This window comes from Enhygromyxa salina (assembly GCF_002994615.1).
Taxonomy (GTDB): Bacteria; Myxococcota_A; Polyangia; order Nannocystales; family Nannocystaceae; genus Plesiocystis; species Plesiocystis salina_A.
In genome coordinates this window covers 23210-38754 of the sequence record NZ_PVNK01000147.1, presented here as the reverse complement: position 1 = coordinate 38754, position 15545 = coordinate 23210, and the positions used below count along the sequence as shown (strand labels likewise).

Below are 15545 nucleotides of genomic sequence, written 5' to 3'. Positions count from 1 at the left end.
TCCCCAGAGTCTCCATCCCCGTCTCCGCCCCCGTCCCCGTCCTCGTCGTCGTCGCCGTTGCTGTCTCCGCTCTCGTCGGTCTCGTCCCCGCTGCCCGACTCACCGGACCCCCCGTCCGAGACCTCGTCGTAGCCGCAGGCCACGACGAGAGACAGACACAACAAGTACGCCACGCGTGACACACAAGAGCCCATAACGCGAGCATAGCCAAGAATCCAAGCCGCGCCGTGCTCAGACGCTCGCGCACCCCGCATTCCGTGCGTGATGACGAGGCTGGGGCCCCGGTCGTCGTTCGAGATGAGCGAAGTCGAGCACCTCGCGAAAAAAGCGGCAGCTGCCTCGGCGTCTTTGGAATCGATGGAGCCAGAACGCCGCAGGGATCGCCGCTCAACGCAGCCCGAAGACCAAGCGATCCGCACCGACCCACAGCCGCTCGTTGGTGGCCGCGAGCGGGCCGAGCCGCGCAATGGACTCCGGGGCGATCCAGACCGTCGCTCGCGCGCCGTCGCTATCCATCGAGATCAGCGACCCGGCGTCGCTGAACAGCGCGATCCCGTGCTCATCGATCAGCCCGGTCGGATCGCCCTCCCGCGCGACGCTCCAGCGCTCGGCGCCCTCGGGGTCGAAGCTTGCGACCTGGGTCGAGCCGGGGACCACGACGCCGTCGTCGGGCCCCACGAGCAGCTCGGCGTCGGCGAGGCCCGCGTCGAGCAGGTGGGCTGCGATGCGCTTGCCGACGACGACCTGCCACAGCTGCGTCCGGCCCTCGTGCTCGGCCAGCAGCCAGCCGCTGCCGTCGTCGCGCGGGCACGAGCGCAGCGGGACCGTGGCCGCCTCCAGCGTTCGGCGCCCTCGCTGACGCAAGCGCCAGTCGCCCCACCACAGCTCGTGCTCGGTGGCCAAGATCACCCCGGCGGGGTCGAGGCCAATGACCGCGCGGTCGATCTGGTCGGTGATGCGCTCGGCCACGCGGGTGACACCGCGGAGCGTCCGCCAGCGGCTGAGATCGCCGTAGCTGGGGATCCGCACGACGTCGATCATCACGTCCGAAGGCGGGCCGCCGAGGGTCCGCGGCTCGTGGGTGAGGGCGATGAGCAGGTCGTCGACGAAGCGAAGCGCGTCGACTTCGCGGCCGCCGAGGCGGTTGAACACCAAGATCGGCCGGGCCTGAGGATCGCGCAGTGACCACGCGCCGAGCTCCGCATCGGTCGTGCGCCCGACCAGCATCTCGCGCGGGACGTCGATCGCCCAGTCGCCGCACAGACCCTCGATCGTGCGGACGTGCCGCCCCTCGCCGTCGATCAGCTCGACGCGCTGGCGCCGGTCTCGAGCCGGGGTCCGGAGCGCGAGCACGCGATCCCCAAGCGCGAGCAGCTCGAGCACTGGCGGCCCCTCGGGCAGCTCGCAGGTCCACAGCAACCCGCGGGTGTAGCCGAGCTCGAGGGCCACGCGACCGTTGCCCGCGGCGCCACCGCTGACGTGGGGCCAGGCCTCGCTCGGCGCGCGCAGAGTCAGCGCGTCGGGCACGGGCTCGTCGAGCCTGGCTTCGCCGATCTCCCGCCAACTCACCAGCAGTTGTCTCCGGTGCCCGGCGTGAAGCGCTCGGGGAAGCAGGTCAGGAGGCTCGGTCGGGTCTCGCAGTCGAGGTGCTCGTGATCGGGGGCCACGCGGGGCTCGGCCCCGGGGCCCGAGCGCAACGCCTGGGCCGCGAACGAGGCCTCGGCGGACCACAGGCAGCCGCCGTGTCGCTCGTGATCGAGGAAGCGAAGGTGGCCGGCGAGGGCCTCGTAGCTCCACGCCGAGGGCATCAGCGCGGCGAGCTCGACCAGCGGCGCGACGGCGGCCTCGAACCCGGCCCAGTCTTCGCGCTCGATCAGCGGCTCGGCCAGCGCCCACTTCGAGCGGGCCAGGGCCTCGCGGGCGGGGTCGTCGAGGCCGGCGCCGATGCACGCCCGGGGTGTGCCGCTGCCGAGGGGTGGGCAGGGCAGCGGCAGGGCGACCGCCTCGCCGTCGGCGTCGCCGCGGACCGCAAAGCTGGCGACGAAGTGGGTGGCGCGAGCGCACCCGCCCAGCTCGTCGGGCGCGAACGCGAGTCGATCCGAGGCCCAGGCCCGACCGGGGCTCTCGGGCGCGGCGACGGCCTCGTGGTAGCGACCCGGGGGTCGGCAGCCCTCGTCCAGCTCGACCTTCTCGACCTTCCGACCGTCCTCGGCCAGGACCACGGCGACGAGCCCCTGGCCGGCCAACGCCCGCAGCCGCGTCCAGCCCTCGGCGTCGAGCTGGGCGCCGAAGCGGGGCAGGCCCGCCGATGGGCAGGCCTGCCCGGCCATCGAGCAGCGCAGCGGCGGCTCGACGTCGGGGTCCCGCGGCGCGGCCGGCTCGCGGGTGTCGGCGCCACGGTCGGCGACGCCCTCGTCGCGCGGCCCAGGGTCCCCCGCGGGCGCGTCGGTCCTCGGACCCGCGGCCTGACACGAGCCCACGACCAGCGCGCTCACCAGCAGCGGCCCCTTCACTCGACGAACTCCAGCGAGCTGTGGGTAAAGACGGGAGCCAGCGCCCTGACGAGCGGCGCGTAGTCGCTGGCCTCGGCGTCCTCGGGGTCGCTCAGGCCGATCAGGCGCCCGAAGATCTCGACGATCTCGTCCTCGAGGTCGTCCGTGTCGAGCTTGGCCCGGCGTGGGTTGGAGCTCGCGTTGGTGATCCCGTGGTCGTCGGGATCCTCGACCGCGAGGATCTCGGCGTGGACGGGGCTCTCGCTGATCAGGCTCGTGACCGCGCTCGCGTAGCTCGCGGCGTTGGTCGGCGCGCCGCGAAGCTCCGCGAGGTAGTCGGTCCGGTTGGTGCCCGCGCCGGTCGGGTAGGTCCGCGAGATGAAGCGCGGCGAGAACAGGATCCGCGCCCGAACCGAGCGGCCCGCGTAGGTGCCCCGCGCGAGCAGCCTCCGCTCGACGTTGAAGATCCGCTTGATCGTTCGGTGGACGGTGCGCAGGAACAACCTGCCGCCGTCGTAGCTTTGGTGCTCGGTCTCGCTCAGCGTGATCGCCATCTTGACCCTGCAGATCACGATCAGATCCCAGGGCGCGGCGACGCTCGCCCCATACAGGCCATCACCACCGTTGAAGCCGTCGACGCCCCCGGCGTAGGCGAACAGATCACACAGCCCGCTCGCGCCGACCGGCTGGGCGACCTTGCTGATCACCGGGACCCGGGCGCGGTCCTGAGCTCGCGGGGTCACGCTCGTGGTGTAGCGGTAGAGCCCCTGGCGGACGGCGAGCTCGGTCTGGCCCGCGAAGCTGTGACCCGCCTCGGCCATCCACAGCAGCAGGTGCCAGAGGTCGTAGCCCCGCGGCTCGAGCTCCTCGCCGTTCATCATGCCCTTGACGTCGAAGCTGTAGGGGCAGCCGGGGCTGCGCCAGCGATCGCGGATCCCGTCGGTCCACAGCGAGGCGTTCTTGGCCTTCTCGATATAGTGGTCGGGGTTGCCGAAGGCGTGGCCCCACTCGTGCGCGGCGGTGAACCTACCGTCAGCTTCGGCCTTCATGTCGGCGCGCTCCCACGCGCAGTTGGTCGCCATGAAGGCCCGCGCGTCCGCGACGATGTTGACGCGATAGTGATGGGTCAGCGGGCCGTCGACGCCGCGCACGAGCAGCGCGTGGAACTGGCCGAGCGCGCTCGGGTCGTCAGCGGGGCCGATCTCGAACCGGGTCCGAAGCCCGTTGACTCCGTCCTGACCGTTCCAGCGCCTGGTGACCGCAAGCAGGCACTCGCGGATCTCGGCCAGGGCCGTGGCCGCGGGCACGGGGGGCACGATCGCGGCGCCCCTCGGCGGACTCGCCGGGTTGAAGTCGAACCACGCCGGGGCGTACTGGGCCACGCGAAACAGCTCGCGCCCGTCTTCTTGGCCGCAGCAACGCAGGACCATCGTCGCGATCTCGCCGACCGCGTGGCTCGCCACGCGGGTCTCGTCGGCCCGCGGCGCCTCGTACCTGGGGTCGAAGGAGTAAAACGGCGACTCGTGGGCGTCGCGCCAGGCCTTGGCCACGCGGGCGCCGATCGGCATCGCGTCGAACAAGGTGTTGCGAACGGTGCGGAGCTCGAACACGTCGAACACCTCGGTCCCGCGCGTGATCATCCGGGTGAAGGGCGGGTGGTCGAGGATCACCGCCTTGCTCGGCGGCGGCTCGAGCTTGGTCACGTCGGTGAAGTAGGTGTCGCCCGCCATCGGCTTGTAGGCCTCGAGCTCGGCGCTCCACAGGGTGAAGCGGTGCTCGTCGTCGTCCTCCCAGGTGTAGTGATCGGTGGGCTGGTGATCGACGGGCTCGCCCCGCGGCGGGTCGAAGGGGTTTGGGGTGGTCGCGTGCATGCACAGGACCAGATCGTCGAGCCCGACCACGAAGGGATCGTCGTGGGCGCTGGCGGCTGTGATCGTCTGGAACAGGCGGCGATCCTTGGCCGCTTCGGAGCCGAGGCGCGCGAAGTAGCCGCGCGACCACCACTCGCGGGGGAGGTCGTAGTAGCGCAGGCGCTCGAGCCCGGCCTTGGTCACCTCGTCGCGGCGGGCGTGGCCCTCGGCGATCGTCTCGATGGTTCGGGTCGCGGAGCTTTGGTCGGGGGCTCCATCGGTCCGGACGAAGGTCGCCTCGGGGAACACGAAGCGGACCAGGCACTCGGCGTCGGGGATCGCCCGCGGCGGGCCCTCGTCCCCAGGCTCGGGGGGCGGAGCGGCCGGGGCGTCCGCGGCCGGAGGCGCCGACGAGACCTCGCGCTGGACCCACGCGACGCAGTGGACCGTGTGGGCGCCAGCCTCGAGGTCCCAGACCGACTCGGCGAGCGGCGGATCCCTCGGCCCGTGCTCGTAGTCGCCGTGGCCGAGGTAGCCCTCGAGGACCAGCGGCGGGGTCTCGTCGCTGCGCGGTCGCGGCTGCGGGATCGAGCTCGCCGCGCCCCGCCAGCGATCGAAGTACTCGAAGCGAAAGTGCTGCCAGCGCGGAACCAGCACGACCTGGGCCGGGGCCACGCGGGTCCCGATCTGGGTGGCAGGATCGTCGAGCTTGGTGAACTGCCCGTCCTCGAACGCGAGCTCGGACGGCACCCGCCACTCGCAGTCGCGGGTGTCAAAGCGCTCGGGCAGCTTGAACATGCGGCCGCCCTCGTCGACCCTGGCCAGGGCCGCGTCACGGTCGAGCAGCTCGGAGACCTGCGCGCCGCCCTCGTCGGGCGCGAGGACGAGGTAGCGAGCCTCGCCGGGCGCGATCGAGAACCCAAAGCTGGTCTTGTCGCGCGCGGTCACGAACTGGAGGCGAGCGTCGGCGCCGAGGGTGTGAGCCTCGGTGCTCGCGTCGTCGAACTCCACGCTCAGCTCGAGCCCGGCCGGGAGCCGGTGACACACGCCAGCCGGATCCTCGAAGCTCAGCTCGAGCACGACCTCGCCGATCTGCAGCCCGCGCGGGACCCCGATCTCGTGGTGGCGATACTCGCCGGTCGTGTAGAGCGGGCAGTTGGTCGGGTCGCAGGTGCTGCCCGTGTGGCAGACCAGCTCGGGCGGCTCGACGTCGTCGAAGAACAGCAGCTCGACCCGGCGATCCGAGGGGTTTCGCTGCGCTCGCTCGCGCTCGTCGTCGTCTTCAAAGGGCTCGCGGCGGCCCGACTCGAAGGGCACGTGCTCGCCGCAACCGATGAACTTCGGCAGCGAGTCGAACTGCGTCAGCGCGGCGATCTTGGCCTCGACCTCGGACACGCCCTCGACCTCCAGGAGGCGGACGAGCTCGTGCATGTAGACGTCGAAGAACGCGCCCCAGGTCTCGGGTCCGACCGTGTCGTCGACGCCGATCTTGGCCCGGTAGGGCAGGTCCAGGCCCTCGTCGGCGGTCTTCTCGACCTCGAGGTTGTAGCGGTCCTGAAACCGGCCGATCGCCGCGCGCGTCTTGGCGTTGTTGGAGCCCGTGATCGGCCCGGGGTCACAGTCCCAGCCCGCGCGCCGGGCCTGCCAGGTCAGGATCGCCTGGACGTCGTCGGTGTGGGACTCGGCGTCGCACAGGGTGCGCCAGCCCTCGCGGTCGCCGAACAAGAACAGCTGGACGTTCTCGGCCCGCTTCTCTGACAGCGATTGGTTGTAGCTCGTCGGGCCGCTGGGATCGCTGTGACCGACGACGAGGATCTTCTGCTCGGGGTGGTGGCCCGCGTGGACCAGCGCGGCGTAGATGACCCCGAGCCCGGTGATGCGGCGCGCGTCGAGGACCGGCTCGCTGCCGTCGACGCGGGCGACGTCGGCGAGCATGATCGAGCGATCGAAGTTGAAGTGGGTGTCCTCGATGTCGATCGCGTGGACGCGCAGCGGCGGGATCGTGAAGCTCGCCGCGTCGCGGTAGCTGTCGTCGTGAATGATCTCGAGCCGGGCCGGGCCAAAGCGGGCGCGCAGGCGTCGGCCCTGGTCCTCGCCCGCGGCCGTGACGACGCCGTCCCACTGCGCCTCGTGGACGCCCGCGGCGATCTCCTCGGGCCCGAGCGCGACCTCGTGGATCACGGTGCCAGGGAAGCTGTCCGAGGAGATCCGCAGCGTCGCGCTCGGGAGGTCGCGGATCAGGTAGGAGTAGGCGAGCGCCTCGGGCCCGAGCTCGGGGTCACAGCGGACGATCATCAGGGCGCGATCGTCGAGCTCGACCGGCTCGGGCTCGGGGAGCTCGCTCGGCATCGCGGGCGCGACCGGCACGCGGCCCGTCGGCTGCAGGACCGCGGTCGAGATCGAGCGCAGCTGGAGGTGGCCACGCTCGACCGCGCTCAGCAAGCGGGCGAGCGTCTCGGCCTCGGACACCGCGCGCGCGCCTTCGCCAAGGGCGCGCGTGATCGCGAAGCGGCGCAGCTGATGCGCGGCCGCGTCCGCGCCGAACAAGCAGCGGCGCAGGACCTGGTGCGCTCGAGTCGACGAGATCGGCGCGCCCTCGCTGGCCATGCAGTCCATCAGCCAGATCGTCTCGCCAACGTCCTGGCTCAAGCGGATCAGTCTCTGGCTCGCGCGAGGAGATCCCATGACCTGGCGCGAGGCTACCAGCGGAGCGCTCAGTTTCGAGTCGGCGTGATCGATTGAGTGGCCCCGCGGCACAACCTTGCCGAGCCATGAAGACCCCCCGCATCATCCTCAGCCTGAGCCTTTCCCTCCTGAGCGGCCTGCTCCTCGCCGCCTGCGATACCAGCCACAAGTACGAGGGCCGGGCGTGCGAGCTGAGCGGCGAGACGCTGAGCTGCGACGACAGTATGGTGTCTTACTGCGGCTACATGGATTACGGCGACGCTCAGGCTGGCTACGGCGAGCTCTCGCACGGGCCCTGCATCGCGCCCGAAGAGGTCGAATGCGAGCCCGGTGAGAGCAAGCACGAGGGCCCGACCAGCAGCGGGGAAGATGACGAAGATCTGTGTCAGGGCGTCGACTACCGCTGCAAGGTCGTCGGGGGTGAGCCGATGTGGGTCGAGCAATTCTGCGACACCCCGCTGGTCCTGCGCTTCGACCAGCGGCCCGTCGAGATGATCGCCCAGGAGTCCACGCCCGCCGCGACCTTCGACATCAGCATGCGCGCCAACTCCTGCATCAGCACGGACTGGCCGACCGCCGCGACCCCGTGGCTGGTCGTCGACCTCGACGGCAACGGCAGCATCGACGGCGGCAACGAGCTGTTCGGCTCGGGCTCACGGCTCGCCGACGGGCGCCACGCCGAGCACGGCTTCGCGGCCCTCGCCGAGTTCGACAGCAACGCCGACGGCAGCGTCGACGCCAGCGACGCGCGCTTTGGCGAGCTGATGCTGTGGCGTGACTGGGACGCGGATCGCCGCTCGACGCCGGCCGAGCTCGAGCCCCTCGCGGACAGCGGGATCGAGCGCCTGGCTGTGGACTACTGGGTTGAGACGAAGTGCGACGAGCGGGGCAACTGTGGGGTCCAGCGCGCGGCCTTCGAGTTCGCGGGTGGGGTCGGCGAGATCGTCGACATCTACCTCAGCTGCCAGTGAGCTCAGCGATCGGCGCCCCGCGACGAGGATCCGCGCATCGACATCGAGATCGTCGCCCCGTGCTGGCGCCCCGTCGTGCTGCCCAGGAGCAGCAACCCGGCGGTCAGGGCCAGACCAAGGACAAAGCCGGCACCTGCGGCGATGGGCCACCAAAACGCCAGCGCCCACGCGAGCGCGCATGCGCCAGACACGAGCACCAGGCGCGGCTCCAGGCTCGCGCTCCCGACGAGTGAGAGCGCAGCGAGGAGCATGAGGTTGTAGCGGTCCGTGACGACGAGCGGGAGCGCCTCGCTCGTGGACGTGGCGAGGTTGGCGAAGGAGCCGAGCGCGGTTGCGATCAACAGCGCGGCCATCCGCCGGTTGTAGCGGCTGCTCGCGAAGGTCCGCCGAAACGCGAACATCACGATCACGATCGCGAGGGTGATCGCGCCCGCGAACCAATGAACGATGGCGTCGCGCTGGTCAGCGAAGAGCATGAACACCACCGAGGCCGAGCTGACGACGAGCACGGCCATGGCCCCGAGCAGCCAGGTGCGGACGTTGCGGCCCGCGCTGCGCCCGAGCTCGTCGGACACGGCCACGTCGAGGTTGTTGGCGAGCTCGACGAGCAGCTCGCGCATCGACGGCCAGCGCTGATCCGGCTCGGCCGCGAGCCCGCGCAGGACCAGCGCGCGCAGCCACGGCGGCACCCCCGACGCCATCGGCGGCTGGCGATGGTCGCCCGCGAGCACCGACTGGCGCAGGGCCTCGAGCGTGTCGCCTGGAAAGGGCCGGGCCCCGTAGAGCGCCTCGTAGAGCGCGACACAGAAGCTGAACTGGTCGGCGCGGTGGTCGGCTGGCGTCCCCGCGAACTGCTCGGGGGGCATGTACGCAGGCGTGCCCATCATCGCGCCGGTCATCGTCAGACGCGCGGCGTCTTCGGCGGCGCGCTCCGCTTGGGCCCCGTCGAGATCTTCATCGTCGAGTTCGGGCGCGTCGCTGAGGCCCGCGAGGCCGAAGTCGAGCACGCGGGTCCGGACCCCGACCAGCTGCGACGCGCCCGTGTCGGCCTCGACCATCACGTTGTTCGGCTTGAAGTCGCGGTGAACGATGCCGACCTCGTGGGCGGCGAGCAGGCCCTCACCGGCCTGAAGAAACACCGCCGCGATCTCGGCCCACGAACGCGGAGCCTCGGCGAGCCACGCGTCGAGGGTCACGCCGTCGACGTACTCCATGGCCACGAACAGGTGCCCGTCGGCGTTGCCGACCTCGTACACCCGGACCACGTTCGGATGCTCGAGCCGCGCCATGACCCGGGCCTCTCGCCGCATCCGCGCCGAGGCCCGGCCGAGGTTGCGGCCCGCGCTCGAGCCCGGGCCGAGCAACTTGACGGCGACCCGCCGGTCGAGGTCGGGGTCGCGAGCAAGGAACACGACGCCCATGCCCCCGGCGCCGAGCTCTCGGTCGACCGTGTAGCGGCCGATCCGGCTCGGGGTCGCGATCGATCGCGGCCTCGCCGAGGGCCCTGGGCCTGCGCGCCCTCCGATTGGCACGCCCCGCCCCGTAACCGTCAGCTCCGACAGCGAGCCGATCTGCAGCTCAGTGTCGCCGAACTCTTCGAGATCTTCAGGCTTCTCAGCCATGCGCCTCTCATCCTATCAGCGGTCCGGCCCCGCGCGTCGAGCTGCCAGAGTCGCCGCTCGCCGCTCGCCGGGTTGACGCGAACACCGATGTCGGCGAGCGTTCGATGGTGATCGGAGAGACCCTGCTCGACCGCTACACGGTCCAGGCGCTGCTCGGCGAGGGTGGCATGGGCGTCGTCTACCGGGCCGTCGACGAGCGCGGGCACCCGGTTGCGATCAAGCGCCTCCACGCCGAGGTCGCGACCTCGCCCGAGCTCGCCGCGCGCTTCGAGCGAGAGGCCAGCGCCCAGGCCATGCTCGCGCACCCGAACGTCGCCGGGCTCCACGCGGTCGGCGTGACCGACGAGGGCGCCCTGTTCTTCGTGCTCGAGTACATCGAGGGCCACGACCTCGCGACCGAGCTCGAGCACGGCCCGCTCGTGCCCCTGCGCGCGGTCACCATCGCGCAGCAGGTGCTCAGCGGGCTCCACCACGCCCATCAGTTCGGCCTGGTCCACCGCGACCTCAAGCCCGAGAACGTGCTCCTGGCCCGGACCGAGGGCGGCGAGCAGGCCAAGCTCATCGACTTCGGCCTGGTCAAGATGCTCACGGACGTGCTCGGGTCCAACGAGTGCCAGCGCCTGACCCGAACCGGGGTCGTGTTCGGCACGCCGCAGTACATGGCGCCCGAGCAGATGCTGGCCGAACCCGTCGACGCGCGCACGGATCTCTACGCCGTCGGGATCGTGCTGTTCGAGATGTTGACCGGGCAGCGGCCCTTCGAGGCCGAAGAGGTCACCGAGCTGTGGCAGGCCCACCTGAACGCGCCCGTGCCCACGCTCGGCGAGCTCGACCCGGGGTTGAAGCTTCCGGATCTCGACGCGATCCTGGCCACGCTGCTGGCGAAGCGGCCCGACGAGCGCTTCGCCAGCGCCCACGCCGCTCGCCGGGCGCTCGAGAGCTTGGCCCTGTAGACCGAGGCGCTCGCGCGAGCAAGCCAAGCCCTGGTCCGCGCGGGGCTCGAGCGCCTCGGCGAGCTGGGGATCGAAGGCCTCTCGCACAAACGACACATGTCGTCCCTTGTAGGTGCTGAGCCTTCCCGTCGAGCGGCCAATCCTGCCCTATTTTGCCCCGCTGACCTCGACCAGGCGCCGCGGGATCAGCTTGCGAGATCGAGCGTACGGCGCCTGGAGTGTTGTGCCGATTCAGTAGCCACAATGACAATCACACAATCGAGTCATCGCGCAAAAACTCAACGTGCCTGGTAGGGCGTTGGGACAACTCACAAGCTGTCATTCCCCAATCGCGGCGGATACCGCCACATTTGGCCAAATCTTCACTGTCAACAGTGACGAGCGCGCCGAGCGAGCGCATTTGACTTCGAACGACCCACCCCTAATCCGAGTCCATGAGCTCTGCTCGTCGGTCCTGGGCGACTCCAGCAGTCCGTGGTGCAATGCACCGCAGGCTGCTGCGGCTCGCGTGCGGCTCTTGCTTGGCCCTGGCCTGCGCGCCGGACCAAGATCTAGAGCTCGCCCGCGCCTGGATCGGGCCCGAGGGTGGCGCGGTCAACGGTGGCGCCGTGACCGTCGACATCCCGGCGGGTGCGCTCGCGAGCGAGACCGAGATCGTTCTTTACCGGGCCGAAGCTTCGCTGACCACAGCTGGCTATGAGCAACGAGGCGACGCCGTCACGATCGAGCCGGTCGGTCTGCGCCTCGCCCTGCCCGCGACCGTGACCGTGACCGTGACCGAGAGCAGCGACGACACCAGCGTGCTCGTGGCCGCCGCAGATCGGATCGTGGCCTACCCCGGAGAGGTCGCCTACCTCGAGTACCTCGGCGACGTCGCGCTCGCCCACGGCGGCACGCCGACGCTCACCCTGGTCGCGCCCGAGCTCGGGTCCAGCCCCACGCAGCCGGGCGGCGACTTCGTTGACAAGGTCCACTTCGAGCTCGAGCTCGACGGCACCGAACGGGTCGACTTGCTGTTCACGGCCTGGGACCTCGACGGCGAGCAGACCCTGCTCAATGGCAAGGGCCACTGCGGCTTCGAGGTCGCGCAGCTCGTGGGTGGGAGCCTGACGGCCGGCTGCGCCGCGGGGCGGGTCACGGCCTCGCTCAACGCCACGGACGACAAGGTCTCCTTTGACCTGCTGCCGCACCACCTCGTCGCGACCGACGCTCCGGTCAGCGTCGGCGTGATCGCGGGCGACGGCGAGCTCGGCTACAGCCTCGGCTACTTCCAATTCGACGCGCAGCTCGACTCGGGCGGCTGTCAGCTCGAAGAGTGCGGCGGCGCCGGCCTCTGACGATCGGGAGCTTTGGATCATGACCATGACCAGGTATCGACACCCTGACCTACGAACCATCTCCTTGGTCCTCGCCCTCGGCGGCGCCGCCTTGGCGGGCTGCCAGTCCGATGAGCCCGAGCAGTGCGTCTCCAACGAAGAATTCTTCAAACAGCGGATCTGGGCCCCGCTGATGTCGCAAACCTGCATCACCTGCCACAGCCCGACCGGCGCGGCCAAGGGCTCGCAATTCGTGCTCCAGTCCTCGGACTGGACCGGCTACATCGAGGCCAACCTCGCGAGCGTCGAGCGCCTCGCCAAGCTCGAGTACGAGGGTGAGCCGTGGCTGATCGTCAAGCCGACCAACACGGTCGAGCATGGCGGCGGCGTCCAGTTCGAGCGCGGCAGCGCCGAGTACTACGCCTTCATCGAGCTCGTCGAGCGGATCGAGAACCCGGTCGTGTGCGCCGACGACGGGACCGAGCTCGAGGCCTACTTCGCCAACGTCGGCGCGCTCAGCGAGGTCGAGACCCTGCGCAAGGCCAGCCTCAACCTCGTCGGCCGGCTGCCGACGCCGCAAGAGGAGCTCGCGGTCCAAGCAGGCGGGCTCGAGGCCCTCGACCTCGCGCTCGACGAGATGATGACCGAGGACGCGTTCTACGAGCGCCTCATCGAGGTCTACAACGACCACTTCCTGACCGATCGCTACCTCACCGGGGTCGACGCCATCGACCTGCTCGACGGCGAGGACTACCCCAACCGCTACTGGTTCGAGGCCGTCGAGGACAAGGACGTCCGCGACCTCGCCCGTCAGCGCAGCAACCAGGCTGTCGCCCGCGAGGCCCTCGAGCTCGTCGCCCACGTGGTCCGCAACGATCGCCCCTTCACCGAGATCCTCACCGCCGACTACACCCTGGTCAACCCTTACTCGGCCCAGGTCTACGGGGTCGACGCCAAGTTCCGCGACCCGAGCGACCCAAGCGAGTGGGTCGAGGCCAAGCTGCCCGGCATCCCCCACTCGGGCGTCTTGACCTCGCAGATCTGGCTCAACCGCTTCCCGACCACGCCGACCAACCGCAACCGCCACCGCGCGCGGATCGTGTTCGATCTGTTCCTCGCAACCGACGTGCTCGAGCTCGCCGAGCGGCCGATCGACCCCAGCGCGATCGAGGACTTCAACCCCACGCGCGAGAGCGACGCGTGCACGGTCTGCCACGCCAACATCGACCCGGTCGCGGGCGCGCTGCAAAACTGGGACGGCCGGGGCCGCTACCGCCCGCCCGAGATGGGCTGGTACCCCGAGATGTTCGCCCCCGGCTTCGGCGACGCCGAGCTGCCCGCGGGCGAGAAATTCAACGCCACCAGCTGGCTGGCCGCGCGGATCATCGAGGATCCGCGCTTCGCCGCCTCGCAGGTCGACATCGTCTACCAGGGCCTGACCGGCGCGCCGCCGCTGCGCGAGCCCAGCGACCCGGCCGCGCCCGACTACCTCGCCAGGCTCGTCGCCTTCGAGGCCCAAAACGCCGAGCTCCAGCGGATCGCCGACCTCTTCGCCGAGTCAAATTTCGACCTCGCGGTCGTGATCAAGGAGATCGTCAAGTCGCCCTACTACCGGGCCAAGCGCTTCGATCCCGGCTGGACCGAGGAGGAGCAGGAGTCGGCCGCGGCCCAGCGCCGCCTCGACGAGCTCGCCCCGGTCGGGACCGCGCGCTGGCTGACGCCCGAGCAGCTCGAGCGCAAGATCGTGGCCGTGACCGGCTACCCCTGGCGACCGTCGGTCAAGGCCACGAGCTACCTGCTCGACTCCAGCGAATACCGGATCTTCTACGGCGGCATCGACTCCCGCACGATCGTCGAGCGCATGACCGTGCCCAACGGGATCATGACCAACATCGCCCAGCGCATGGCCAACGAGGTCTCGTGCTGGACGAGCGCCCGCGACTTCAGCCGGCCCTCCGGGGCCCGCAAGCTCTTCCCCTACGTCGACCCCAGCTTCGAGCCCGAGGACGACAACGGCTTCGAGATCCCCGCGGTCACCGAGGCGATCCGGGTCAACCTTCAGCACCTCCACTGGCGCGTCCTCGGCGAGCAGCTCGAGCTCGACGACCCCGAGATCGACCGCAGCTACGCGCTCTTCCTCGAGGTCTGGCGCGACGGCAAGCGCGGGCTCGAGCTCGGCGAGTACCCGGTCGCGCTGCCCGGAGCCTGCCAGGCGACGACGGATTTTTGGTCCGACCAGCCGCTCGCCGACGCCGAGCGGATCACCAACGACAGCAACTATACGATTCGGGCGTGGATGGCCGTGATGACCTACATGCTCTCGGATTACCGCTTCTTGCACGAATGAGCCACGGAGGATCAACACCATGCATCGTCGAGACTTCTTGAAGTTGGCGGGCCTCGCGGGCCTCTCGGTCATTCCGAGCTCGAGCGCCGCGACCGGCGAGCCCGGAGCATCGCCGGCCTACGAGGGCACCTTTTGGATCTTCGTCAACGCGGCCGGGGGCTGGGATCCGACCTCGCTGTGCGACCCCAAGGGCCGCGCGAACGAGATGGAGCCGGACCCGATGAACATGTACTTCACGGGCGACATCCTCAGCGCGGGCAACATCAACTACGCGCCGCTGGGCTACAACGACACCTTCTTCCAGAAGTACTACCAGGATCTGCTCGTCATCAACGGCATCGACATGCAGACCAACGGCCACGAGAGCGGCTCGCGCCACACCTGGAGCGGTCGCCTCGTCGAGGGCTTCCCGAGCCTCGCCGCGCTGATCGCCGCAAACGCCGGACCCGGGCTGCCGATGTCCTACCTGAGCTTCGGCGGCTACGATCTGACCGCGGGCCTCGTCGCGCGCACGCGCAGCGGCAACCTCGCCGTGCTCGACCGCATCGCCTACCCCGATCGCCTCGACCCCAACAATGCAAGCGATCGCTTCCACTCGCTCAGGGCCACCGAGCTGATCCAACAGGCCCGCGACGGTCGCCGCGCCACTCGAGAGCTCGAAGCCACGCTGCCGCGGGAGCAGCTCGCGATGAGCCAGATGTTCACGGCGACCGACGGCGCCAACGAGCTCGAGCTCCTCCAGCAGTACCTGCCGACCCCGCTGGCCCAGGACGCCTTGCGTCGCCAGGCTCAGCTCGCGCTCGCGGCCTACCGCGCCGGGATCGCGATCTCCGCCAACCTCAACCTCGGCGGCTTCGACACCCACGGCAACCACGACGGCGCCCACATCCCCCGGCTCGCGATGCTGCTCGCGGGCGTCGACGCGATCTGGCAGGAGGCCGAGGCCCAGGAGGTCGCCGACAACATCATCGTGCTCGTCGGCTCGGACTTCGGGCGCTCGCCGGGCTACAACGCCAGCAAGGGCAAGGACCACTGGTCGGTGACGAGCATGATGCTGATGGGCAAGGGCATCAGCGGCAACCGGGTCATCGGTGGGAGCACGGATCGCCACCAGCCGCTGACCGTCGACCCGGACAGCACGAGCCTGAGCGAGGACGGGATCCGGATCGAGCCGCAGCATGTCCACTACGAGCTGCGCAAGCTCGCGGGCATCCACGAGGGAGAGCTCGCCGCGATGTTCCCGCTGAGCCCGGCGCAGCCGCTGCGCGGGCTGCTCGGCTGAGCTCCCCGCAGCCCGTAGCAGCGCTGG

At 70.3% G+C, this 15545-nt stretch carries 10 protein-coding genes; 5 read left to right on the top strand and 5 right to left on the bottom strand.

Annotation, left to right across the window (positions count from 1 at the left end):
• The 4 genes from ENSA5_RS36010 to ENSA5_RS15575 all read right to left on the bottom strand — a co-directional run.
• Positions 1 to 182 (bottom strand): hypothetical protein (locus tag ENSA5_RS36010; RefSeq protein ID WP_181197785.1); only part of this gene is annotated, 182 nt, incomplete at its 3' end.
• Positions 183 to 387: 205 nt separating this feature from the next.
• Positions 388 to 1569 carry a hypothetical protein gene (locus ENSA5_RS15585; protein WP_106392453.1) on the bottom strand — a complete coding sequence of 394 codons (1182 nt, stop codon included), beginning with the start codon at positions 1567 to 1569 and terminating at the stop codon, positions 388 to 390.
• Complete coding sequence (locus ENSA5_RS15580; protein WP_106392452.1) at positions 1566 to 2513, bottom strand: hypothetical protein; 948 nt, start codon at positions 2511 to 2513, stop codon at positions 1566 to 1568. Before ENSA5_RS15580 ends, ENSA5_RS15585 begins: the two co-directional genes overlap by 4 nt.
• Positions 2510 to 6991, bottom strand: a complete 4482-nt coding sequence (locus ENSA5_RS15575) for a hypothetical protein (RefSeq protein ID WP_219906795.1) — start codon at positions 6989 to 6991, stop codon at positions 2510 to 2512. Before ENSA5_RS15575 ends, ENSA5_RS15580 begins: the two co-directional genes overlap by 4 nt.
• A 122-nt stretch (positions 6992 to 7113) precedes the next feature.
• Here ENSA5_RS15575 and ENSA5_RS15570 point away from each other — a divergent pair, with 122 nt between their 5' ends.
• The gene (locus ENSA5_RS15570) at positions 7114 to 7998 is read left to right on the top strand and encodes an SPM autocatalytic domain-containing protein (RefSeq protein ID WP_106392451.1); all 885 of its coding nucleotides are present in this window, start codon (positions 7114 to 7116) and stop codon (positions 7996 to 7998) included.
• Positions 7999 to 8000: 2 nt separating this feature from the next.
• Here ENSA5_RS15570 and ENSA5_RS15565 read toward each other — a convergent pair whose 3' ends face one another.
• On the bottom strand, positions 8001 to 9620 hold the full coding sequence (locus tag ENSA5_RS15565) for a serine/threonine-protein kinase (protein ID WP_106392450.1): 1620 nt from the start codon (positions 9618 to 9620) through the stop codon (positions 8001 to 8003).
• Positions 9621 to 9724: 104 nt separating this feature from the next.
• Here ENSA5_RS15565 and ENSA5_RS15560 point away from each other — a divergent pair, with 104 nt between their 5' ends.
• The 4 genes from ENSA5_RS15560 (at position 9725) to ENSA5_RS15545 (ending at position 15518) form a co-directional block, all read left to right on the top strand.
• On the top strand, positions 9725 to 10573 hold the full coding sequence (locus tag ENSA5_RS15560) for a serine/threonine-protein kinase (protein WP_106392449.1): 849 nt from the start codon (positions 9725 to 9727) through the stop codon (positions 10571 to 10573).
• A gap of 482 nt (positions 10574 to 11055) precedes the next feature.
• The gene (locus tag ENSA5_RS15555) at positions 11056 to 11910 is read left to right on the top strand and encodes a hypothetical protein (protein ID WP_146155729.1); all 855 of its coding nucleotides are present in this window, start codon (positions 11056 to 11058) and stop codon (positions 11908 to 11910) included.
• A gap of 19 nt (positions 11911 to 11929) precedes the next feature.
• The gene (locus ENSA5_RS15550; RefSeq protein WP_106392447.1) at positions 11930 to 14236 is read left to right on the top strand and encodes a DUF1588 domain-containing protein; all 2307 of its coding nucleotides are present in this window, start codon (positions 11930 to 11932) and stop codon (positions 14234 to 14236) included.
• Between the two features lie 19 nt (positions 14237 to 14255).
• Entirely contained in the window at positions 14256 to 15518 is a 1263-nt protein-coding gene (locus ENSA5_RS15545) for a DUF1501 domain-containing protein (protein ID WP_106392446.1), read from the top strand.
• Positions 15519 to 15545 lie beyond the last annotated feature (27 nt).